Source organism: Enterobacter sp. RHBSTW-00975, from assembly GCF_013615235.1.
In the GTDB taxonomy this organism is placed as follows: Bacteria; Pseudomonadota; Gammaproteobacteria; order Enterobacterales; family Enterobacteriaceae; genus Enterobacter; species Enterobacter ludwigii.
The window spans coordinates 319,872-343,061 of sequence record NZ_CP055883.1 but is presented as its reverse complement, the minus strand read 5'-3'; the positions used below and the strand labels follow the sequence as shown (position 1 = coordinate 343,061).

Below are 23,190 nucleotides of genomic sequence, written 5' to 3'. Positions count from 1 at the left end.
TGCATTTACCAACCTGTGATGAAGTGCGGATATCGACATTCAAGGAGATCCGCCATGAGCAGAACCCCGGTACTGGAGATGCGCAACATTGCCAAAACATTTGGCCATTTCCACGCGCTCAAGGGTGTGGATTTGACGGTGTACCCCGGTGAGATCCACGCGCTGATGGGGGAAAACGGCGCAGGAAAGAGTACCCTGATGAAGATCCTCGCGGGGGCCTATACCGCCACCAGCGGCGAGATCCTGATTGACGGACAGCCGTTTCACATCAAAGGGCCAAAGGATGCGCTGGCCGCGGGTATCACCCTCATTTATCAGGAGATGCAGCTTGCCCCCAATCTGACCGTCGCTGAAAACATTTTCCTGGGCAGCGAGCTGTCGCGCGCGGGGCTGGTACAGCGCAAAGAGATGGCCGCACAGGCGCAGGCGGTGATTGACCGTCTGGGCGCGCACTTCAAGGCGACCGACCTGGTAATGAGGCTGACCATCGCCGAGCAGCAGCAGGTTGAAATTGCCCGCGCGCTACACCGCAACAGCCGCATTCTGGTGATGGATGAACCCACCGCCGCCCTCTCCTCACGTGAAACCCATCGCCTGTTCGAGCTGATACTGCGCCTGCGAGAGGAAGGAATGGCGATTATCTATATCAGCCACCGCATGGCGGAAGTGTATGAACTCTCCGATCGCGTCAGCGTTCTGCGTGACGGGCAGTACGTCGGTAGCCTGACGCGCGACAAACTGAACGCCTCTGAGCTGGTGAAGATGATGGTCGGCCGTCCGCTAAGCGATCTGTTTAACAAAGAGCGCGATATCCCGCTCGGCAGCTCGCGTCTTAACGTGCATCACCTTACCGACGGCAAGAAAGTGCTCCCCTGCAGTCTGCAGGTGCGTTCCGGAGAAATTGTCGGGCTGGCAGGTCTGGTGGGCGCCGGACGTTCCGAACTGGCGCAGCTGATCTTCGGCGCGCGCAAAGCCACGGGCGGCATGATTGAGGTCGACGGCGAACCGGTGGTGATCCACTCCCCGCGTGCCGCCATCGACAACGGGATCGGTTTTCTCACCGAGAACCGCAAAGAACAAGGGCTGTTCCTCGAGCTGGCCGCACAGGAGAACATCACCATGGCGACGCTGGAGCGCGACGCCACCTTCGGCATGCTGAACCGCAAAAAAGCGCAGACCATTTCTGACGATGCGATCGCCCTGCTTAACATCCGCGTGCCGCATTCACAGGTCCGCGCGGGTGGCCTGTCCGGGGGCAACCAGCAAAAGCTGCTTATCTCCCGCTGGGTGGCCATCGGCCCACGCATTCTGATTCTGGATGAACCGACGCGCGGCGTCGACGTCGGGGCGAAAAGTGAAATCTACCGCATCATGAACCAGATGGCGCGCAAGGGCGTGGCGATCCTGATGATCTCCAGCGAGCTGCCGGAAATCGTCGGCATGAGCGACCGCGTCTATGTCATGCGTGAAGGCAGCATTGCAGGTGAACTTCACGGAGCAGAAATTTCACAGGAAAACATCATGACGCTGGCGACCGGCGTGAACGACTCTCATCATCAGGCGGTGCAACTATGACAAATTCAACCCATCCGCAGCAGGTGGCGAAGTCCGCCTCTGCCAAAAAAATGCTGATGAGCGATCTGATGCAGACGGTCGGCATTTTGCCCATCTTGATCCTGATTGTGGCGGTATTTGGTTTTATCGCGCCTAACTTCTTTACCGAAAGTAATCTGCTCAATATCACCCGCCAGGCGTCGATCAACATCGTACTGGCCGCAGGGATGACCTTCATCATTCTGACCGGCGGGATCGACCTCTCCGTCGGCTCCATTCTGGGCACCACGGCCGTGGCGGCGATGGTGGTGTCGTTAATACCTGAGTTCGCCATGCTTTCTATTCCGGCAGCGCTCATGCTCGGCCTGGTGCTGGGTTTGTTCAACGGCGCGCTGGTGGCTTTTGCCGGGCTGCCGCCGTTTATCGTGACGCTCGGTACCTATACGGCACTGCGCGGTGCGGCTTACCTGCTGGCGGACGGTACGACCGTCATTAACTCCAACATTAACTTTGAGTGGATCGGCAATAACTACCTCGGCCCCATTCCGTGGCTGGTGGTGATCGCGCTGGCGGTCATTGTGCTGTGCTGGTTTATTCTGCGCCGCACCACGCTTGGCGTTCACATTTATGCGGTTGGCGGCAACATGCAGGCGGCGCGTCTGACAGGCATTAAGGTCTGGCTGGTGCTGTTGTTTGTGTACGGCATGAGCGGACTGCTCTCGGGCCTGGGCGGCGTGATGAGTGCCTCGCGTCTCTACAGCGCCAACGGCAACCTGGGCATGGGCTACGAGCTGGATGCGATTGCGGCGGTGATCCTCGGCGGCACCAGCTTTGTCGGCGGGATCGGCACGATCACCGGCACGCTGGTGGGGGCGCTGATCATCGCCACGCTTAACAACGGCATGACGCTGATGGGCGTCTCCTACTTCTGGCAACTGGTGATCAAAGGGGCGGTGATCATCATAGCGGTGCTGATCGACAAATACCGTACCCGACACCATCAAAGTGCATAACAACAATACCCTACAAGCGAGGAAGAGAAGATGCGTTTGAAACCGTTAGTGACCGCGCTCTGTGCTGGCGCGCTGCTTGCCGCAACGCCGTTTGCGCAGGCGAAAGATCTGAAGTCCATCGGCGTGACGGTGGGCGACCTGGCCAACCCATTCTTCGTGCAGATCACCAAAGGTGCCGAGCTGGAAGCGCGCAAACTGGCGGGGGATAACGTCAAAGTGACGCTGGTCTCCAGCGGTTACGATCTCGGCCAGCAGGTGGCGCAGATCGACAACTTTATTGCGGCCAAAGTGGACATGATCATCCTTAACGCCGCGGATTCCAAAGGGATCGGCCCGGCGGTTAAACGCGCGAAAGAGGCCGGGATCGTGGTTGTCGCGGTTGACGTCGCGGCGGAAGGGGCGGATGCCACCATCACCTCCGATAACACCCAGGCGGGGGAAATGGCCTGTAAATACATTACTGACCGCCTGAAAGGCAAAGGCAACGTGGTCATCATCAACGGGCCGCCAGTGTCCGCGGTGCAAAACCGCGTCGAAGGCTGCCAGACCGAGTTCAAAAAACATCCGGATATCAAGGTGCTCTCTGATAACCAGAACGCCAAAGGTAGCCGTGAAGGCGGTCTGGAAGTGATGACCTCACTGCTGGCGGCCAATCCGAAGATCGACGGCGTGTTCGCGATTAACGATCCGACGGCGATCGGTGCCGATCTGGCGGCAAAACAGGCCCAACGCAATGAATTCTTTATCGTTGGCGTAGACGGTAGTCCGGACGGCGAGGAAGCGCTTAAGCGTGAAAACTCCCTGTTTGTCGCGACGCCGGCTCAGGATCCGCAGGTAATGGCGGCAAAAGCGGTTGAGATCGGCTATGACATTCTGCAGGGCAAACCTGCGCCTAAAGAGCCTGTGCTGATCCCGGTGACGATGATCGATAAAAAGAACGTCGGATCCTATAAGGGGTGGACAGTGAAGTGATGTAGTGCGGTTTGATGCCCTCACCCTGATCTTCTCTTCGCGCGAGAGAGTTGGGGTGAGGCCTGACATAGCGTCCAGGGGGCCCCATGAAACGCTCCGAAATCAATGAAATCCTTGGCCACACGCGGCAGTTCTTCTCCATGCACGACGTGCATCTCCCTCCCTTTGCCAGTTTTCCGCCGACGAAATGGCAGCAGCTTGATCCGGCCGCCTGGCAGGAAGTGTTTGATCTCAGGCTTGGCTGGGACGTAACGGCATTCGGCGGCGACCATTTTGCCGCACAGGGGCTAACGCTCTTTACCCTGCGCAATGGCTCACCGAACGGCGTGCCCTATGAAAAGTGCTATGCCGAAAAAATCATGCACGTCCGGGATGGTCAGGTGACGCCCATGCATTTTCACTGGCGTAAACGGGAAGACATCATCAACCGTGGCGGCGGAAACCTGATCGTCGAGTTATGGAATGCCGGCGCACATCAAGAACCTGAAAATACCGACGTGACCGTTACCCTCGACGGCTGTCTGCAGACCCACGCGCCCGGCAGTCAGTTACGCCTGCAACCCGGGGACAGCATCTGCCTCACCCCCGGCCTGTACCACAGTTTCTGGGGCGAACGCGGTTTTGGCGACGTACTGGTGGGGGAAGTGTCATCGGTGAATGACGATGAACACGATAACCATTTTTTACAGCCCATTGCCCGCTATAACAATATCGAAGAAGACGAACCGGCGGTGCTGGTGTTGTGCAACGAGTACAACCTGTTTCGGAAATAAGGAGTAAATGATGCCATTGATTTCTCTTGCCGACGGTCTTGAGCACGCCAGGAAACACCGCTACGCGCTCGGCGCGTTTAACGTTCTCGACTCCCATTTTTTGCGCGCGCTGTTTGCTGCCGCGAAACAGGAACGCTCGCCGTTTATCATTAATATTGCGGAAGTCCACTTTAAGTATGTCTCCCTGGAGTCGCTGGTCGAAGCGGTCAGGTTTGAAGCCGCCCGTCATGATATTCCGGTGGTGCTCAACCTCGATCACGGCCTGCATTTCGAGGCGGTGGTACGTGCGCTGCGCGTAGGCTTCAGCTCCGTGATGTTTGATGGCTCCACCCTGAGCTATGAAGAAAACATTCGTCAGACGCGGGAGGTGGTGAAGATGTGCCACGCGGTTGGCGTATCGGTAGAAGCGGAGCTGGGTGCGGTAGGCGGTGACGAAGGTGGCGCGTTGTATGGCCATGCGGATGAAGCGTTGTTTACGGACCCGCTGCGGGCGCGCGAGTTTGTCGATGCCACCGGCATTGATGCGCTAGCGGTCGCCATTGGCAACGCGCACGGTAAATACAAAGGCGAGCCAAAACTCGATTTCCCTCGTCTGGACGCCATTCGCCAGCAGACCGGCCTGCCGTTGGTCTTACACGGCGGCTCCGGCATCAGCGATGCCGATTTTCGTCGCGCCATCGAACTGGGGATCCATAAAATCAACTTTTATACTGGCATGTCACAGGCCGCGCTCTCCGCCGTTGAGCAACGGATGGCAAAACGTCAGCCTCTGTACGATGAATTTGCAGAACTGCTGCTGGGTATAGAAGAGGCGATTACCGATACGGTCGCCGCGCAAATGCGCATCTTTGGCAGCGCGGGGCAGGCATAATGGAACGTAAAGGGATTATCGCAGCCGGCAATATGCTGGTGGATCACGTCCACCAGATTGTGCAATGGCCGGAGCGCGGCTGGCTGGCGGAAATTACCCACAGCGAACGTTCAACCGGCGGCGCGCCGCTGAACGTCCTGCTGACGCTGGCCAAAATGCACGTTGGCCTGCCGCTGCAGGCCGTCGGCCTGATTGGCGAAGATAGCGACGGCGATTACATCCTGGCGATGCTCGACCAGTATCACGTCAACCGCCAGCGGGTGCAGCGCACGACCTTTGCGCCAACCTCTATGTCGCAGGTTATGACCGACCCAAGCGGGCAGCGCACTTTTTTCCACTCCCCGGGCGCCAACCGTCTTCTGGATCTGCCCGCCTTCGACCGCCTCGACGGCGCGATGAAGATTTTCCATCTCGGCTACCTGTTACTGCTCGACAGCCTGGATATGCCCGATGACGAGTACGGCACCCGCAGCGCACGGCTGCTGGCCCAGATGCGCGATCAGGGGTATGAAACCTCGCTCGATCTGGTCTCGCGAAAGGGTGACCCGCGCTATCAGCCGCTGGTCCTCCCTGCCCTGCGCCATCTTGATTATCTGGTCATCAACGAACTGGAAGCCGGCGAGTTTAGCGGGCTGGAAATGCGCGACGAGAACGATGCCCCGCACATTGCCCATATCGCGGAAGCCGCCTCACAGCTTCTGGCGGCTGGCGTGCGTCAGCGGGTGGTGATCCACTGTCCGGAAGGGGCGTGGGGGTTAACACCGGACGATGAAGGGCGCTGGATCCCCTCCTGGTTGCTGGAGCGGGAAGAGATTATCGGCAGCGTCGGGGCGGGTGATGCCTTCTGCGCAGGCTTCTTATACGGCTGCCATGAAGCGTTGCCGCTGGTCGAGAGTATTTATCTGGCCCATGCCTGCGCGCGGGCAAGCCTGCTGGCTGCGAACGCCATTGATGGGGCAAAAACGCTGGCCGAGTTGCAGCTGTTTATCAAAGAGAATATTTAAGCCGCTTTCTCGCTGTGAGACACATCGGCAGCAAAGACGTAGCCCAGCCCCCGGACGGTTTTAATGAGTGCGGGCTGATGCGGGTTGGCTTCTATTTTACGGCGCAGGCGCATGATCAACACATCGATTGTGCGGTCGAACACCTCGGCACTTTCGCTGTGCGTCAGCTCGAGCAGTTGTTCCCGGCTGAGCACCCGCCGGGCGTTCTGGGTGAGCGCCAGCAGCAGACCATATTCTCCCTGGGTCAACGGTACGGGGTTACGCTGCGGATCGCTGAGTTCACAGCGGGAGGTATCCAGCGTCCAGCCATTGAACGTCACGCCCGCCACGCGTGGCACCGGGGTGTCTGCGGCCAGCGCCCCGGTACGGCGAAGCACGGCTTTAACCCGGGCAACCACCACGCGCGGGTTAAACGGTTTGCCAATATAATCGTCGGCCCCCATCTCCAGCCCCACCACCACGTCTGACTCACTGCCCAGCCCGGTCAGCATCACCACCGGCAGCTCCGGACGTTGCTTTTGCAGGTGCAGTAATACCTGCAGGCCGTTGATATCCGGCAGCATCATATCCAGCAGGACAAGGGCGATGTGTGGCTCATGCTGAACCAGACTCAGCGCGTCCTGGCCGTTATGGCAGACAAGCACGCTAAAGACGTGCTCACTCAGCACATCCTGCAGCAGCTCGCAGACTGCGGTATCGTCATCAACCACCAGAATCGCCGGTTTCATCGCATGCTTCCATCAGGGGATTATGTTAAGTCTGAACTATTCTGCCGTCGGCTCCAGCCAATTTGACTTTTACATGACGGAATTACAACCCATGTCACATCCACTGCCCATTCGACACGTCAATTTTGACGATTGGCTGTTTTTCGTCAGGGTTTTGCCCCTCTGTTGGCCGTAAAGTCTGCTGATACCCACAATAAAAACATGGCATAGAAGCTGCATAGTGGGGCGTAAGCATTGATTAACTGGAGCAGACTGATGAAAAAAGTCGTCACGGTTTGCCCTTATTGTGCCTCGGGTTGCAAGATCAACCTGGTGGTCGATAACGGCAAAATCGTCCGGGCGGAGGCCGCCCAGGGGAAAACCAACCAGGGCACGCTGTGCCTGAAAGGCTACTACGGCTGGGATTTTATTAACGATACCCAAATCCTTACCCCACGCCTGAAAACCCCTATGATTCGCCGCGAGCGCGGTGGCAAGCTGGAAGCCGTCTCCTGGAGCGAGGCGCTGGATTATGTCGCCACGCGCCTGAGCGCCATCAAAGCCAAGTATGGCCCGGATGCGATCCAGACTACCGGCTCTTCACGCGGTACCGGTAATGAAACCAACTATGTAATGCAAAAATTCGCGCGCGCCGTTATTGGTACCAATAACGTCGACTGCTGCGCTCGCGTCTGACACGGCCCATCGGTTGCAGGTCTGCACCAGTCGGTCGGTAACGGCGCTATGAGTAACGCGATCAACGAGATAGATAACACCGATCTCGTGTTTATTTTTGGCTATAACCCGGCGGATTCTCACCCTATCGTCGCGAACCACGTGATTCGCGCCAAACAGAATGGGGCGAAAATCATCGTCTGCGATCCGCGCAAAATTGAAACGGCACGTATTGCGGATATGCACATTGCACTGAAAAACGGCTCGAATATCGCGCTGTTGAATGCGATGGGCCACGTCATTATCGAGGAGAATCTGTACGACCAGGCGTTCGTCGCGACCCGTACGGAAGGGTTTGACGAGTATCGGAAAATTGTCGAAGGCTACACGCCGGAGTCCGTCGAAGCGATAACCGGCGTAAGCGCGCAAGAGATCCGCCAGGCAGCGCGGATGTACGCCGGGGCGAAAACCGCGGCCATTTTGTGGGGCATGGGCGTAACCCAGTTCTATCAGGGCGTGGAAACCGTACGCTCCCTGACAAGCCTCGCGATGCTGACCGGAAATCTGGGCAAACCGCATGTGGGCGTGAACCCGGTACGTGGTCAGAATAACGTGCAGGGTGCGTGTGACATGGGCGCACTGCCGGATACCTATCCGGGCTATCAGTACGTTAAGTTCCCGGAAAATCGTGAGAAATTCGCGAAGGCCTGGGGCGTGGAGAGCCTGCCGGAACATACCGGGTATCGCATCAGCGAGCTGCCGCACCGTGCGGCGCACGGTGAAGTGCGTGCCGCCTACATTATGGGTGAAGATCCGCTGCAGACCGACGCCGAGCTGTCAGCGGTGCGTAAAGGCTTTGAGGATCTCGAACTGGTGATTGTCCAGGACATCTTTATGACCAAAACCGCGGCGGCGGCGGATGTGATTTTACCGTCAACGTCATGGGGCGAGCATGAAGGTGTTTACACGGCGGCAGACCGCGGCTTCCAGCGCTTCTTCAAAGCGGTGGAGCCGAAGTGGGATCTGAAAACCGACTGGCAGATCATCAGCGAAATCGCTACCCGCATGGGTTATCCGATGCACTACAACAACACCCAGGAAATCTGGGACGAGTTGCGCAAACTGTGTCCGGACTTCACCGGTGCCACCTATGAGAAAATGGGTGAGCTGGGGTATATTCAGTGGCCGTGCCGCGATGAGTCAGAGGCCGATCAGGGCACGTCGTATCTCTTTAAAGAGAAGTTCGACACCCCGAACGGACTGGCGCAGTTCTTCACCTGCGACTGGGTCGCGCCAATCGATAAACTCACCGATGAGTATCCGATGGTGCTCTCTACCGTGCGTGAAGTGGGCCACTACTCCTGTCGTTCGATGACCGGTAACTGCGCTGCGCTGGCGGCACTGGCGGATGAACCGGGCTATGCGCAGATCAACACCGCTGACGCAGAGCGTCTGGGTATTGAAGATGAAGCCCTGATCTGGGTGCACTCGCGTAAAGGACGCATCATTACCCGTGCGCAGGTCAGCGACCGACCTAACAAAGGGGCGGTCTATATGACCTACCAGTGGTGGATTGGTGCCTGCAACGAACTGGTGACGGAGAACTTAAGCCCGATAACCAAAACGCCGGAGTATAAGTACTGCGCCGTACGCGTGGAGCCGATTGCTGACCAGCACGCCGCGGAACAGTATGTGATTGACGAATATAGCAAGCTGAAAGCCAGACTGCGTGAAAGCGCGTTGGGTTAATGGTTAATTAATCGATGAATAAAAGGGGGTGACTTATTCACCCCTTTTTTATTTCTTAATAAGCTATTTATATTATCAATATATATTGTGCACGCTGCCCCGCAGCAATAATGTCATTAGCACCGAAATAAATACCCGGCTTTGTATTTTAATTCAGTGAGAGAATCTCCCCTGCGAGCGTCTAATGCCCTCTTTCACAAGCATTATTGTGAGACGAAACGCGGCGGACACCGGGAAATGTTCATTCACCTTTACCGCGCCCGTTTTTTTCTTCTGCGACGACGATTATACTGCGCGGCGTGTACCCAGATGATAAGAATCCATGAAATCAATTTTTCTGATGTTGTTATTTTTTACGTCACTCGTCCACGCGGATGAGATTGGCAGCCAGTACAAGCAACAGGCGGAAGCGGGTGACGCCCGCGCCCAGTATTACCTTGCCGATACCTACTTCAGTTCCGGCGACAGCAAGCAGGCCGCGCAGTGGGCAGAGAAAGCAGCAAAAGGGGGCGATGTCGACGCCATGGCGTTGTTATCGCAAATCCAGTTTACACAGGGCGATTACGCGCAGGCCAAAGCGCTGGCGCAGCAGGCCACTATCGCCGGCAGTAAACGTGGCGCAATTATGCTGGCACGCGTGCTGGTCAACACCCAGGCAGGGAAAACCGACTACCCACAGGCCATCGCACTGCTGCAAACGGCAACCGAAGATATCGACAACGACTCCGCGGTGGATGCGCAAATGCTGCTGGGGATGATTTATGCCAACGGCGTTGAGGTGGCGCAGGACGACGTCAAAGCCGCGTCGTGGTTCAAACGCAGCTCCTCCCTTTCGCGTACGGGTTACGCGGAGTACTGGGCCGGAATGCTGTTCCAGCAGGGCGAGAAAGGCTTTATAACGCCGAATAAGCAGAAAGCGCTCTACTGGCTGAACCTGAGCTGTACCGAAGGGTTTGATACGGGATGTGAAGAATTTGACGCGTTGAGTGGGGAGTAAAGTCTCTTACACGGCCCTCTCTTTTGGCAGAGAGGGAATGCGAAAAGGCCGGGTTAACCCCGGCCTTTTTATTTTACTGGTCTGCGGTCTTATCAAAACGACCCAGCACTTCGCGTTCATACGCCAGCGCTTTTTTACGGTCGAATTTGTGCTCCCACTTAGCGATAACCAGCACCGCCAGGGCGTTACCCACCACGTTCAGCGCCGTACGCGCCATGTCGAGGATACGGTCGACACCGGCGATAAACGCCAGACCTTCCAGCGGGATCCCTACGCTGCCCAGGGTTGCCAGCAGGACGACAAAGGAGACGCCAGGTACGCCTGCGATGCCTTTTGAGGTCACCATCAGGGTCAGCACCAGCACGATCTCCTGCCACAGAGACAGGTCAATGCCGTACAGCTGAGCAATAAAGATAGCCGCAATACTCTGGTACAGCGTTGAGCCGTCCAGGTTAAAGGAGTAGCCGGTTGGCACCACAAAGCTGGTAATCGACGCCGGCGCGCCGTAGGCCTCCATCTTCTCGATAATACGCGGCAGTACGCTTTCAGAGCTTGCCGTGGAGTACGCGAGAATCAACTCATCTTTGAGAATACGGATCAGGATCCAGATGCTCAGCCCACACAGGCGCGCCACAATTCCCAGCACCACCAGCGCGAAGAACAGGATGGCGAAGTGAACCAGAATCACCAGCTTCGCCAGCGGCCACAGGGAGGCGAAACCGAAGTTCGCCACGGTTACCGCGATAAGCGCAAACACCCCAACCGGCGCGTAGCGCATCACCATGTGAGTCACTTTGAACATGGTTTCAGAAATTGAGCGGAACACGGTGACCAGCGGTTCACGGTGCGTGGCAGGCAGGGAGGAGAGGCCCAGACCAAACAACACCGAGAAGAAGATGATCGGCAGCATCTCGCCCTTCGCCATGGAAGCCACGATGTTGGTCGGCACCAGCGAAAGGATGGTTCCCATCAGGCCATGCGCGTGGCTCTGTACTTCAGCGGTAGTGCTTTGATATTTCGAAATATCCACCGTCGCCAGCTGCGACATATCGATCCCGGCCCCTGGCTGGAACACGTTCGCCAGTGTGATGCCCAGAATGATGGCAATCGTCGTGATCACTTCGAAATAAAGAATTGTCTTCGCGCCGATACGGCCTAACTGTTTTGCATCCCCCACACCGGCAATGCCGACGACCAGCGTTGAGATAACAATCGGTACGACAATCATCTTGATCAGATGAATAAAGATATCCCCTGCCGGCGAGAGCAGGTTCGCAATCAGCCACTCGCGGCTGTCGCTGTGATAATGCAGGTAGCTACCCAGCAGGATACCCAGCACAAGGGCTAGCAAGATTTGCCAGGCCAGGCTGACTTTAACGTTTTTCATAGAAACTGACTTCCTCAATGAAGCGCCCTATTCACATAAACTGCATGAATATGGATACATACTGAAAGGGTATGAATTGTGTTGCGTTGGTTTATGGGATTTTTTAACGCGGCGTATGAGTATCATTTGCGCGGCATGTTGCGCAAGCCTTAAAGAACGGCACATTTCGCTGCAAAAAGCGGTCATGACGTGAGTTTGTCACAATTCCAATCAATAACTTTTTGTTATAAAAAGGCTTTTTTAATGGAAATTGTGAATAATCGGCACGGTGAATTATTTTCCTTCAAAGTTTCATTCGCTCATTTTTCATACTCTTCAAACAATGCGTGATCTGTAGCCCAAATAATAAACAAAGCTTGTAAAGCCCCTACTATTAACGTTTTTGCGACATATTATTAACATCTTACAAGGAGAAAAAAAGCCATGAGCCAAGTACATAAACACGACATTCCCGCAAACATTGCGGACCGTTGCCTGATAAACCCGGAGCAGTACCACGAGAAGTATCAGCAATCCGTCTCCAGCCCGGACGTCTTCTGGGGTGAGCAGGGCCATATTCTTGACTGGATTAAACCTTATCAGAAGGTGAAGAACACCTCCTTTGCGCCCGGCAACGTCTCCATTAAATGGTACGAAGACGGCACGCTGAACCTGGCAGCAAACTGTCTTGACCGCCACCTTGCCGAACGCGGTAATGAAACGGCCATTATCTGGGAGGGTGACGATGCCTCTCAAAGCAAACACATTACTTATAAAGAACTGCACCGCGACGTGTGCCGCTTTGCCAACGTTCTGCTGGAAAGGGGCATTAAAAAAGGCGACGTGGTGGCTATCTATATGCCAATGGTGCCTGAAGCGGCGGTAGCCATGCTGGCCTGCGCGCGCATCGGTGCGATTCACTCGGTGATTTTTGGCGGCTTCTCACCGGAAGCGGTAGCCGGACGTATTGTCGATTCCAGCTCGAAACTGGTGATCACGGCCGATGAAGGCGTGCGCGCTGGCCGTGGCATTCCCCTGAAGAAAAACGTCGATGAAGCGCTGAAAAATCCGAACGTGAAAACCGTCAGCAACGTCATCGTCCTCAAGCGTACCGGCGGCAAGATCGACTGGAACGAAGGACGCGACCTGTGGTGGAGCGATCTGATTGAAAAAGCCAGCGATCAGCATCAGCCGGAAGAGATGAACGCGGAAGACCCGCTGTTTATTCTTTACACCTCCGGCTCAACCGGCAAACCGAAAGGCGTGTTGCACACCACCGGCGGCTATCTGGTCTATGCCGCTACCACCTTCAAGTACGTATTCGACTACCATCCGGGCGACATTTACTGGTGTACTGCCGACGTAGGCTGGGTCACCGGTCACAGCTACCTGCTTTACGGCCCGCTGGCCTGTGGTGCCACTACGCTGATGTTTGAAGGCGTACCGAACTGGCCAACGCCGGCGCGCATGTGTCAGGTGGTCGACAAACACAAGGTCAATATTCTCTATACCGCCCCAACGGCGATCCGCGCATTAATGGCGGAAGGCGATAAGGCCATTGAAGGCACTGACCGCTCTTCGCTGCGCATCCTCGGTTCCGTTGGCGAGCCCATCAACCCGGAAGCCTGGGAGTGGTACTGGAAGAAAATCGGCAACGAAAAATGCCCGGTGATGGACACCTGGTGGCAGACCGAAACCGGTGGCTTTATGATCACCCCTATGCCGGGTGCGACGCAGTTAAAAGCCGGTTCAGCAACTCAACCGTTCTTCGGCGTACAACCTGCGCTGGTGGATAACGAAGGCAATCCGCTGGACGGAGCCACCGAAGGCAATCTGGTGATCACCGATTCCTGGCCGGGCCAGGCGCGTACCCTGTTCGGCGACCACGAGCGCTTTGAGCAGACCTACTTCTCGACCTTTAAAAACATGTACTTTAGCGGTGACGGTGCCCGGCGTGACGAGGACGGTTATTACTGGATAACCGGGCGCGTGGACGACGTGCTGAACGTCTCCGGCCACCGTCTGGGTACCGCGGAGATTGAATCCGCGCTGGTATCTCATCCGAAGATCGCCGAAGCCGCCGTCGTCGGGATCCCACACAACATTAAAGGCCAGGCGATTTACGCCTACGTCACGCTGAATCATGGCGAAGAGCCGTCACCAGAGCTGTATGCCGAGGTGCGCAACTGGGTACGTAAAGAGATTGGCCCGCTTGCCACGCCGGACGTGCTGCACTGGACCGACTCTCTGCCGAAAACCCGCTCAGGCAAAATTATGCGCCGCATATTGCGCAAAATCGCAGCCGGTGACACCAGCAACCTCGGTGATACCTCAACGCTTGCCGATCCTGGCGTGGTGGAAAAACTGCTCGAAGAGAAGCAGTCCATCGCAATGCCATCGTAACGCGATCTCCCCTCTCCCCCCCGGGAGAGGGAATAAAAAAACCTCCCCTATAAATACTTCTGGAGACCTCTGATGAATAACGATATTTGTCAGCAGATAGAGAATAGTGCGCACTACAGGGAGCTCGTGGATAAACGGCAACGGTTTGCCTTCTTACTTTCCATCATCATGCTGATTATTTACGTCGGCTTTATTCTGCTGATTGCCTTTGCCCCACACTGGCTCGGTACGCCGCTGCACGCGGGCACCAGCGTCACGCGCGGAATTCCGATTGGGATTGGCGTGATAATCATTTCGTTTGTGCTGACCGGCGTGTACGTCTGGCGCGCCAATGGCGAATTCGATCGTCTTAACAGAGCAGTCCTGGCAGAGGTAAAAGCATCATGAAGAGAGTCCTGACGGCGCTTGCCGCCACACTTCCCTTTGCCGCCAACGCCGCTGATGCCATCACCGGCGAGGTGCAGCGCCAGCCAACCAACTGGCAGGCGATTATCATGTTCCTGATTTTCGTGCTGCTGACGCTGTACATCACGTACTGGGCCTCGAAACGCGTGCGCTCCCGTAATGATTACTACACCGCAGGCGGCAACATTACCGGTTTTCAGAACGGACTGGCAATTGCAGGCGACTTTATGTCCGCCGCCTCCTTCCTCGGTATCTCCGCGCTGGTGTACACCTCCGGCTACGATGGTCTGATTTACTCCCTCGGCTTCCTCGTGGGCTGGCCAATTATTTTGTTCCTGATCGCAGAACGCTTGCGCAACCTGGGCCGCTATACCTTCGCAGACGTGGCCTCCTACCGGCTGAAGCAGGGGCCGATTCGTACCCTCTCCGCCTGCGGCTCGCTGGTGGTGGTCGCGCTGTATCTGATTGCGCAGATGGTCGGCGCGGGTAAATTGATCGAACTGTTGTTCGGCCTGAACTACCACATCGCGGTGGTGCTGGTGGGTGTGCTGATGGTGATGTACGTCCTGTTCGGCGGCATGCTGGCCACGACCTGGGTGCAAATCATCAAAGCGGTCCTGCTGCTGTTCGGCGCCAGCTTTATGGCCTTTATGGTCATGAAGCACGTCGGGTTCAGCTTCAATAATCTGTTCACTGAAGCGATGGCGGTACATCCGAAAGGGGAAGCGATCATGAGCCCTGGCGGGCTGGTGAAAGACCCTATTTCTGCGCTTTCGCTCGGTCTGGGCCTGATGTTTGGTACGGCCGGCTTGCCACACATCCTGATGCGTTTCTTCACCGTGAGCGATGCGCGTGAAGCGCGCAAAAGCGTCTTCTACGCCACGGGCTTTATGGGTTACTTCTACATCCTGACCTTTATCATTGGTTTTGGCGCCATCATGCTGGTGGGGGCGAATCCGGCGTTTAAAGACGCGGCGGGCGGGCTGATTGGCGGTAACAACATGGCGGCAGTGCATCTGGCCGACGCGGTAGGCGGTAACCTGTTCCTTGGCTTTATCTCGGCCGTGGCCTTCGCCACCATCCTCGCGGTGGTTGCCGGGCTGACGCTGGCGGGCGCGTCTGCGGTATCGCACGACCTCTATGCCAACGTTATCCGCAAAGGGGCAAGCGAACGTGATGAGCTGAAAGTCTCGAAAATCACCGTGCTGGTGCTGGGCGTGGTCGCTATTCTGCTGGGGATCTTGTTCGAGAAGCAGAACATCGCCTTTATGGTGGGGCTGGCCTTCTCCATTGCGGCAAGCTGTAACTTCCCTATCATCCTGCTCTCCATGTACTGGTCAAAACTGACCACCCGTGGGGCGATGATTGGCGGCTGGCTGGGGCTTTTGACGGCCGTGATTCTGATGGTCCTTGGCCCGACGATTTGGGTACAGATCCTCGGTCACGAAAGCGCTATCTTCCCGTATGAATACCCGGCGCTGTTCTCCATTGCCGTGGCGTTTATTGGTATCTGGGTCTTCTCCGCGACCGATAACTCGCCGGAAGGTAACCTGGAGCGTGAGAAATTCCGCGCCCAGTTTATCCGCTCACAAACGGGTCTGGGCGTCGAGCAAGGCCGCGCGCACTAACCTCGTCTCCCCGGCCTTACTGGCCGGGGAAATCAGAACATCACCCACGCCACCAGCGGTGCAATCAATACCATCACCACGCCCGAGAGCATCATCACCAGGCTTGCCACCACCCCTTCCTGCTGCCCGAGTTCATACGAACGTGCCGTTCCCGCACCGTGCGATGCCGCGCCAAATCCCGCCCCTTTCGCCATTCCTTCACGGATCGACAGCCGCAAAAAAAGCATGTCGCCAACCGCCATCCCGAAGACACCCGTCACGACCACAAATAACGCGACCAGATCCGGCTGTCCACCGAGCGGCTTGGCCGCGGCCAGCGCAAACGGGGTGGTGACCGAACGGACGGCCAGACTGCGCTGAATTTCATCGGGCAGCGTAAACAGCCGGGCCAGCCAGACGGAACTGCAGACCGCCACCACCGTGGCCGTGATCACGCCAGCGCTGAGCGACATCCAGTGGCGTTTGATGATCGCCAGGTTGTCATACACCGGTACCGCAAAGGCAATGGTCGCAGGCCCCAGTAGCCACAGCAGCCAGTGGGATTCCCCAATGTAGTTCTGCCAGGAGATATGCCCGAAGACCAGCATCAGGACCAGCAGGATCGGCGTAAAGACCAGCGGCATCAGCGGCAGCGCGTGAAAACGGCGATACAGCCGTTTATTGGCAAAGTAGATCGCCAGGGTGGCAATCAGGCACAACACGCTTATCTGGAAGTTAGTCATGCTTTTGCCTGCTGATTTCAAACCGATACACTTTATCAACCACCCAGGCGGTGGCCCCCAGCACCATCAGCGTGCTCAGCGCAATGACCGCGAAAATGCGCCAGCCATCTACCCTCAGCAGTTGCGCATAGTTCACCACCGCGACCACGGCAGGCACAAAGAACAGCAGCATCTCCGCCAGCAGCCAGCGCGCGCCGGCGCGTACCCAGTTGAGGGGGATAACGCGGCAGAGGATAAGCGTCAGCATCAGCACCATTCCGACCAGGTTGGCAGGCAGCGGCAGATGCAACCAGTTGACAAGATATTCCGCGAAAACAAACAGTCCCGCATAAAGCAGTACCTGAACCGGTACCTGAAGTCGTTGCACAACGGCAGGCGTAACACGGCTTAACGCCACGGCCATGGGGGTTTTCCTCAAAAATGAGACGAGGCGCCAGTATAGTGAGCGCACGTAATGGACTGAAATGAATTAAAATCATCAAAGGTATAGTTCCGAGGAATAATCATGGACATAAGAACGCTGCGCTATTTTGTCGAAGTGGTTCGTCAGCAAAGTTTTACCCGCGCAGCGGAGAAGTTGTTTGTCACCCAACCCACCATCAGCAAGATGCTGAAAAACCTCGAAGATGAACTGAACTGCACCCTGCTTATCCGCGACGGACGCAAGCTGCTGCTGACCGATACCGGGCGGGTCGTCTTTGAACGCGGGCTGGCGATCCTGGCGGAGTTCCGCCAGCTGGAAGCGGAGCTTGGCGATATCAATCACCTGACAAAAGGGCTGCTGCGCCTCGGCATCCCGCCGATGGTTGGGATGATGATGGCCGGCCCCATCAGCCTGTTTCGCCAGCGTTATCCCGGCGTTGAGCTGAAAATTTCCGAGTTTGGCGGCTTAACGGTTCAACAGGCGGTCACCAACGGCGAGCTGGATGTCGCCATGACCGCCCTCCCCGTGGAGGAAGAGAGCGGTCTGGCGACGCTGCCGCTCTTTAGCCACCCGCTGTGCGTGCTGGTACCCCGCTCTGGTGACTGGCTGAAGGTCGACACGGTGAAACCCGAACGGCTCGGAGAACACCCGCTGCTGATTTACAACGAAGATTTCGCCCTCAGCCGCCAGCTGATGGCGCTGTTTAATCAACACAACGTGAAGCCGCGCATTGCGGTGCGCAGCGGGCAGTGGGATTTCCTGGCCGCGATGGTGCAGGCTGGCGTCGGCATTGCGATATTGCCGCAGCCGATTTGCGAACGGCTCGATAAAAACACCCTGCGCTGGATCCCGCTGGAAAGCGATTTGCACTGGCAGTTAGGGATGATTTGGCGCGAAGGGGTTTATTTATCGCACAGCGCGCAGGCGTGGCTGAAATGCTGTGAAGGGTTTTGGGTTCCCTGACCCTCTCCGGGCGGAGAGGGTCAGGGTGAGGGCATCAGCCCGCACGGGCTACTGATTCTCTATCAGCAAGGCTTCCAGCAAATCCAGATCGTGCAGCAGTTTTTGCAGCGTCTCATTGCTGATTTGCCGCGTGGCGCGCAGGTGGTACAGCTCCGCACGCTCTGAGCGCAGCGCCGCCAGACGGAACCGGCGCTCCAGGTTCTCCTCCTGCAGCGAACTTTCCACATCGTTGCGGCCATCGGCACGACGACGCAGGTTACCAATCACGCGCGAGCTCACTTCAGTCAGCAGCTGGTTGTCGATGTTCTCTTCCGTGTCCGCCGCAAGACGTTCTTCCATCTTCTGAATGGCCACAATCGCCACTTCGGCGGTCGCCGCGCGGGCAATACGCTCCTCTTTATGCTGCTGAGTCGAGTCACCCGTCTCAATATGCTGCAGCAGAAGAGGCAGCATTATCACGCCGACAAACAGTGAGAACAGAATCACCCCTGCCGCCAGGAACACCAGTTCATAGCGCGCCGGGAAGACATCGCCCGTGGGCAGCAGCAGCGGAATGGACAGCACACCGGCAAGCGTAATCGCCCCGCGAACGCCAGCAAAAGAAGCAATCAGCAGCTCCCGCGTGGTCCACGAGCCGAACTCCATCGGTTTTTTCGTCAGGAAGCGCATGCTGAATTTTTTCATCGTCCACAGCCAGCCGAAACGCACCAGCATCAGCGCCATGTAGATCAGCACGATATCGGTGAACAACATCCACGTTTCGACGTTCGGGTCGGCCTCGGCCGCCACCAGCGAGGATTCCATGATGCCCGGCAACTGCAGGCCCAGGAGCAGGAACACCATCCCGTTAAAGACAAATTCCAGCATTGCCCAGGTGCTGTTTGCACGCAGGCGCATGGCCAGCGGCGCACGGCGCATTACGCCGGAGCGGGTGATGGTCATCCCTGCCGCCACCGCCGCCAGAATGCCCGACACGCCGATATGTTCGGCAATCAGGTAAGAGGCAAACGGCAGAAGGAACAGCAGCACAATCTGTGTCGCCGGTTCATCGCCGCCCCAGCGGCTGAGGAAGCGCAGCGAACGACCATACAGCCAGCTCACCACAAACCCGGCCAGGATACCGCCAATCGCCACCTTGAAGAATTCCAGGGTCGCGCCGCCTACGGTAAAGATCATCGTGCCCATCGCGACGGCCACGGCAAATTTCAGGGCAACCAGGCCAGAGGCGTCATTCATCAGCGCCTCACCCTGTAAAATCCCCATGATTTTCTTCGGAATACGGCCTTCACCGACAATGCCGGACAACGCCACGGCATCGGTTGGTGACAGCACCGCGGCCAGCGCAAAGGCCGGAATTAACGGAATGCCCGGTACCGCCCAGTAGATCAGGAAGCCAATCCCGACCACCGTGACCACCACGAGCGCCAGCGCCAGACCTAATATCTCTCGCCCGTGCTCAAGGAATTCACGCGTGGGCGTTTTCCAGCCATCGGCAAACAGCAGCGGCGGAATAAACAGCACGAGGAACAGTTCGGGGTCGAACTCCACGTGCAGGCCAAACGTCGGCCACGCCAGCAGCGCGCCGATGGCAATTTGCATTAATGGCAGGGGGACCTGAAAGGGCAGTACGCGTGTGACTACCCCGGATAGCGAGACCACAAGAGTCATGATGAGTATTGTGAAGAAGATTTCCATGCGTTCCCTGTTTGCTGTGTTTCTTAAAAGCCAAACCTAAGGCGTCGTGCCTGTTATTCTATCTTCCCCAGAGTAACGCAAAAGACAACGGGATGAGTCCTGAAAATAAAAACGGGCGGCCTGAGCCACCCGTTTTCGCATCAATGGACAACTTAGATTGCCCAGCCGCCCGCGTAGAACGCCACCAGCGCGACGGCAATCACAACGGTGCCGATGTTCAGCTTGCGCCACTCGCCGGAGACCAGACGCCCAATCACCAGCGACGCGAAACCGATCATGATGCCGGTCACGATATTACAGGTCAGCACGATAAAGACCGCCGTGATAAGGCCTGACATCGCATCCACAAAATCAGCAAAATCGATTTTCGCCACGTTGCTCAGCATCAGCAGACCAACGTACATCAGCGCAGGTGCGGTCGCGTAGGCCGGCACCAGGTAGGAGAGCGGAGAGAGGAACAGGATCAGCAGGAACAGCACGCCAACGGTAATGGCCGTCAGGCCAGTTTTACCGCCTGCCGCCGTACCCGCAGCGGACTCGATATACACCGCAGCCGGAGCCGCGCCCACCAGACCCGAGAAGACGCTGCTCAGGGAGTCGGTGGTCAGCGCTTTGCCGCCATCGATAATCTGACCGTCTTTATCCAGCAGGTTCGCCTGACCCGCGACGGCACGGATGGTACCCGTTGCATCAAACACCGCGGTCATCACCAGCGCCAGCACGCTTGGCAGGATCACCGGGTTCAATGCCCCCATGATATCCAGACTGCCAATCAGAGAGTTGCCTTTGTCATCGCTCAGCGACGGCATGGCGAAAATCCCGGAGAAGTGAACGTTAGGATCGAAAATCAGGCCAACAATGGACACCCCGATAATGGTCAGCAAAATGCCGCCCGGGACTTTCAGTTTTTCCAGACCAATAATTACCGCCAGACCGATCAGGGACATAATGACCGGGAAGCTCGCGAAATGACCCAACGCCACCGGCAGACCGTCCAGCGGATTCTTGATCACCAGGCCGACGCCGTTTGCGGCAATCAGCAGCAGGAACAGCCCGATACCAATGCCGGTGCCATGCGCCACGCCCTGAGGCAGGTTGCGCAAAATCCAGCTACGGATGCCGGTGGCGGAGATAACGGTAAACAGTACCCCCATCAGGAACACGGCGCCGAGCGCAACCGGTACGCTGATGTGCTGACCCAGAACCAGGCTGAAAGCGGTAAAGGCGGTCAACGAGATTGCACAACCGATTGCCAGCGGCAGGTTCGCCCACAGGCCCATCACGATGGAGCCAACGCCCGCCACGAGACAGGTAGCAACAAAGACGGCCGCCGGTGGGAAGCCCGCTTTACCCAGCATACCCGGAACGACAATGACGGAGTAAACCATCGCCAGAAACGTGGTCAGACCGGCAACGATTTCCTGACGCACGGTGCTGCCGCGAGCCGAAATTTTAAAGATGGCGTCAAGCGAACCGCCAGTACGCGCAGATGGCGTAGACATAGAAAACATCCCCTGAGAGTTTTTATAGAAAGTCCGTAAGCATGGTGGAGACGCCACTGCCAGCTAAACGTCAAATCCGTGTTTTGCATTTGCGACGAAAGGGGCGTCACAGAAAAAGCAAACGTTTAGCTCCGCGCTTACAAACGGGTGGTCAAATTAAGGCAAACGATTATCTAGCCTAATCCCCGCCCTTTTCAACTGAACTTTATCGTTTTTCGCTAAAATTCCCTTATGACGCTGAAGAAATAAACAGAGGATGCGCAAACGTTATCGTCTGTGCGCAATTTGTTTACATTTCACTCCCCACCCGGAATCGATAACGGGCCACCTTGCTCCAGCGTTTTTTGCCAGCCAGGGCTGCTCTCCACTTTTTTCTTCCAGGCCTGGGTATGCGGGAGGTTATCGATGCCACCGCGCGCCAGCAGGGCAAAAATCGGGAAGCTCATCTGAATATCCGCCATGCTGAGCGTATCGCCGGCAAACCAGCTGTTATGGGCAAGATGCGACTCAATAAAGCGTGCATGGGTTTCAAGCTGGCGGTTGAGATACGCTTTTTGCACTCCCTGCCCCAGCGCTTTACCCAACGTGCGGATACCAAACGGCACGGGCGGCTTACCGAGGCTACTGAAAACCAGCTTCATCAACAGCAGCGGCATTAGCGAACCTTCGGCATAGTGCAACCAGAAGCGGTACTGCACCTTATGCGCAGGATCCAGAGGCTTAAGCCGCGACTCCGGATCGTAGGTTTCCTGAAGATATTCGAGGATGGCCCCCGACTCGGCGAGGATCAGGCCGTTATCTTCAATAACCGGCGATTTGCCCAACGGGTGCACTTTTTTGAGCGACTCAGGCGCCAGCATGCTCTTTTCGCGCTGGTAACGAACAATCTCATAGGGCAGGGAAAGTTCTTCCAGCGCCCAGATCACACGGTGTGAGCGGGACTGGTTCAGGTGGTGTACCGTGAGCATTGTGTTCTCCTTTTATTCATACTTTTTAACTATAGAAAATCGAACAACACCGCGAAAAAAATTCGCCTAAAAAACGGCCTGACCGACTGGCGAAAAGACGGGTCTTGCATAGAATTAAAGTGTCAGCACAATCCGGAACCTCCCCAACACGCTCGACATGAGGGGTGCTGATGTCGGGGGAAACCCTCCCGTGAACCAGCGGGATAGAGTGAAAGACAAAGACCGGGAAAAACTAAAGCGCCCTTTTGTGGCGCTTTAGTTCTTTATGAGGTGCGGTATGAGGTGCGGTTTTCCGCCGGATCTCAGTCTTCCTCCAGCAATCGCGCCCCTGTCCCCTGCTCACCCAGCCTGTCGCCCGGGTTACGCAACGGACAATCACTGCGCGACAAACAGCCGCAGCCAATACATCCGTCCAGTTCATCACGCAGCGCTACCAGCGTGTGAATGCGTCGATCCAGCTCTTCACGCCACTGAGAGGAAAGCTCTTTCCACTCTTTCGGGCTGAGAGAGTGCCCTTCCGGCAGCACGCCGAACGCATCGCCGATGGTGGCCAGGGGGATTCCGATTCGTTGGGCAATTTTGATAATTGCGACATAACGGAGCACGTCACGCGTGTAGCGTCGCTGGTTTCCGGCGTTTCGGATGCTTTTAATTAACCCTTTGCTTTCATAGAAGTGGAGCGCCGACACCGCAACGCCGCTTCGCTTCGCCACTTCGCCGGGGGTTAACAACGCTTTAATTCGCGGCAATCTCTTTTCCATAAAACCTCTTTACCTCAAGTTAACTTGAGGAATTATAC

The 23,190-nt window shown here is 56.7% G+C and carries 20 protein-coding genes; 12 read left to right on the top strand and 8 right to left on the bottom strand.

Features of this window, described 5'->3' with window-relative positions; translation table 11 throughout:
• Nucleotides 1–54 precede the first annotated feature (54 nt).
• The 6 genes from HV340_RS01610 to HV340_RS01585 all read left to right on the top strand — a co-directional run bounded on the left by HV340_RS01610 (nt 55) and on the right by HV340_RS01585 (nt 6,187).
• The gene (locus HV340_RS01610; RefSeq protein WP_032681903.1) at nt 55–1,575 is read left to right on the top strand and encodes a sugar ABC transporter ATP-binding protein; all 1,521 of its coding nucleotides are present in this window, start codon (nt 55–57) and stop codon (nt 1,573–1,575) included.
• Nucleotides 1,572–2,567 (top strand): ribose ABC transporter permease, encoded by a 996-nt coding sequence (locus HV340_RS01605; RefSeq protein WP_014168244.1) that lies wholly within the window; start codon nt 1,572–1,574, stop codon nt 2,565–2,567. The genes HV340_RS01610 and HV340_RS01605 overlap by 4 nt, the downstream gene beginning before the upstream one ends.
• Nucleotides 2,568–2,597: 30 nt before the next feature.
• On the top strand, nt 2,598–3,539 hold the full coding sequence (locus HV340_RS01600; RefSeq protein ID WP_014168243.1) for an ABC transporter substrate-binding protein: 942 nt from the start codon (nt 2,598–2,600) through the stop codon (nt 3,537–3,539).
• An 86-nt stretch (nt 3,540–3,625) separates the two neighbouring features.
• A complete protein-coding gene (locus tag HV340_RS01595; RefSeq protein ID WP_014168242.1) occupies nt 3,626–4,312 on the top strand; it encodes a D-lyxose/D-mannose family sugar isomerase in 687 nt (228 codons plus the stop codon).
• 10 nt (nt 4,313–4,322) lie between these two features.
• Nucleotides 4,323–5,183 (top strand): ketose 1,6-bisphosphate aldolase, encoded by an 861-nt coding sequence (locus HV340_RS01590; protein ID WP_025206378.1) that lies wholly within the window; start codon nt 4,323–4,325, stop codon nt 5,181–5,183.
• The gene (locus tag HV340_RS01585) at nt 5,180–6,187 is read left to right on the top strand and encodes a carbohydrate kinase family protein (protein ID WP_086462941.1); all 1,008 of its coding nucleotides are present in this window, start codon (nt 5,180–5,182) and stop codon (nt 6,185–6,187) included. Before HV340_RS01590 ends, HV340_RS01585 begins: the two co-directional genes overlap by 4 nt.
• On the opposite strand, the gene HV340_RS01580 is transcribed toward HV340_RS01585, so the two are convergent.
• Nucleotides 6,184–6,915: a response regulator transcription factor gene (locus HV340_RS01580; RefSeq protein WP_014168239.1), complete on the bottom strand. Its 732-nt coding sequence runs from the start codon at nt 6,913–6,915 to the stop codon at nt 6,184–6,186. The genes HV340_RS01585 and HV340_RS01580 overlap by 4 nt on opposite strands.
• 255 nt (nt 6,916–7,170) lie before the next feature.
• On the opposite strand from HV340_RS01580, the gene fdhF reads away from it, so the two are divergent.
• Both fdhF and HV340_RS01570 read left to right on the top strand, forming a co-directional pair.
• Nucleotides 7,171–9,318: a formate dehydrogenase subunit alpha gene (gene fdhF, locus HV340_RS01575; RefSeq protein WP_078774721.1), complete on the top strand. Its 2,148-nt coding sequence runs from the start codon at nt 7,171–7,173 to the stop codon at nt 9,316–9,318.
• A 322-nt stretch (nt 9,319–9,640) separates the two neighbouring features.
• Entirely contained in the window at nt 9,641–10,315 is a 675-nt protein-coding gene (locus tag HV340_RS01570) for a tetratricopeptide repeat protein (protein ID WP_014168236.1), read from the top strand.
• A 73-nt stretch (nt 10,316–10,388) separates the two neighbouring features.
• On the opposite strand, the gene gltP is transcribed toward HV340_RS01570, so the two are convergent.
• A complete protein-coding gene (gene gltP, locus HV340_RS01565) occupies nt 10,389–11,702 on the bottom strand; it encodes a glutamate/aspartate:proton symporter GltP (RefSeq protein WP_025206382.1) in 1,314 nt (437 codons plus the stop codon).
• 423 nt (nt 11,703–12,125) lie between these two features.
• Here gltP and acs point away from each other — a divergent pair, with 423 nt between their 5' ends.
• From acs to actP, 3 genes are all read left to right on the top strand, one after another.
• The gene (gene acs, locus HV340_RS01560) at nt 12,126–14,084 is read left to right on the top strand and encodes an acetate--CoA ligase (protein ID WP_020882831.1); all 1,959 of its coding nucleotides are present in this window, start codon (nt 12,126–12,128) and stop codon (nt 14,082–14,084) included.
• A 72-nt stretch (nt 14,085–14,156) separates the two neighbouring features.
• Nucleotides 14,157–14,471 carry a DUF485 domain-containing protein gene (locus tag HV340_RS01555; protein ID WP_014168233.1) on the top strand — a complete coding sequence of 105 codons (315 nt, stop codon included), beginning with the start codon at nt 14,157–14,159 and terminating at the stop codon, nt 14,469–14,471.
• Nucleotides 14,468–16,117: a cation/acetate symporter ActP gene (actP, locus tag HV340_RS01550; RefSeq protein WP_014168232.1), complete on the top strand. Its 1,650-nt coding sequence runs from the start codon at nt 14,468–14,470 to the stop codon at nt 16,115–16,117. Before HV340_RS01555 ends, actP begins: the two co-directional genes overlap by 4 nt.
• A gap of 32 nt (nt 16,118–16,149) precedes the next feature.
• Here the strand turns inward: actP and HV340_RS01545 are convergent, their stop codons facing one another.
• Nucleotides 16,150–16,839, bottom strand: coding sequence for an LrgB family protein (locus HV340_RS01545; protein WP_023310063.1), 690 nt, complete (start codon nt 16,837–16,839; stop codon nt 16,150–16,152).
• Nucleotides 16,832–17,242: a CidA/LrgA family protein gene (locus HV340_RS01540; protein WP_032679393.1), complete on the bottom strand. Its 411-nt coding sequence runs from the start codon at nt 17,240–17,242 to the stop codon at nt 16,832–16,834. Before HV340_RS01540 ends, HV340_RS01545 begins: the two co-directional genes overlap by 8 nt.
• A 102-nt stretch (nt 17,243–17,344) precedes the next feature.
• On the opposite strand from HV340_RS01540, the gene HV340_RS01535 reads away from it, so the two are divergent.
• A complete protein-coding gene (locus HV340_RS01535; RefSeq protein WP_025206385.1) occupies nt 17,345–18,226 on the top strand; it encodes a LysR family transcriptional regulator in 882 nt (293 codons plus the stop codon).
• Between the two features lie 48 nt (nt 18,227–18,274).
• Here HV340_RS01535 and HV340_RS01530 read toward each other — a convergent pair whose 3' ends face one another.
• The 4 genes from HV340_RS01530 to soxR form a co-directional block, all read right to left on the bottom strand.
• Nucleotides 18,275–19,921, bottom strand: a complete 1,647-nt coding sequence (locus HV340_RS01530) for a Na+/H+ antiporter (RefSeq protein WP_014168228.1) — start codon at nt 19,919–19,921, stop codon at nt 18,275–18,277.
• Nucleotides 19,922–20,073: 152 nt separating this feature from the next.
• Nucleotides 20,074–21,423, bottom strand: a complete 1,350-nt coding sequence (gene ghxP / locus HV340_RS01525; RefSeq protein ID WP_020882835.1) for a guanine/hypoxanthine transporter GhxP — start codon at nt 21,421–21,423, stop codon at nt 20,074–20,076.
• Nucleotides 21,424–21,719: 296 nt separating this feature from the next.
• The gene (locus HV340_RS01520; RefSeq protein ID WP_020882836.1) at nt 21,720–22,391 is read right to left on the bottom strand and encodes a glutathione S-transferase; all 672 of its coding nucleotides are present in this window, start codon (nt 22,389–22,391) and stop codon (nt 21,720–21,722) included.
• Between the two features lie 302 nt (nt 22,392–22,693).
• Nucleotides 22,694–23,152, bottom strand: a complete 459-nt coding sequence (gene soxR / locus HV340_RS01515; protein WP_014168225.1) for a redox-sensitive transcriptional activator SoxR — start codon at nt 23,150–23,152, stop codon at nt 22,694–22,696.
• Between the last annotated feature and the right edge of the window lie 38 nt (nt 23,153–23,190).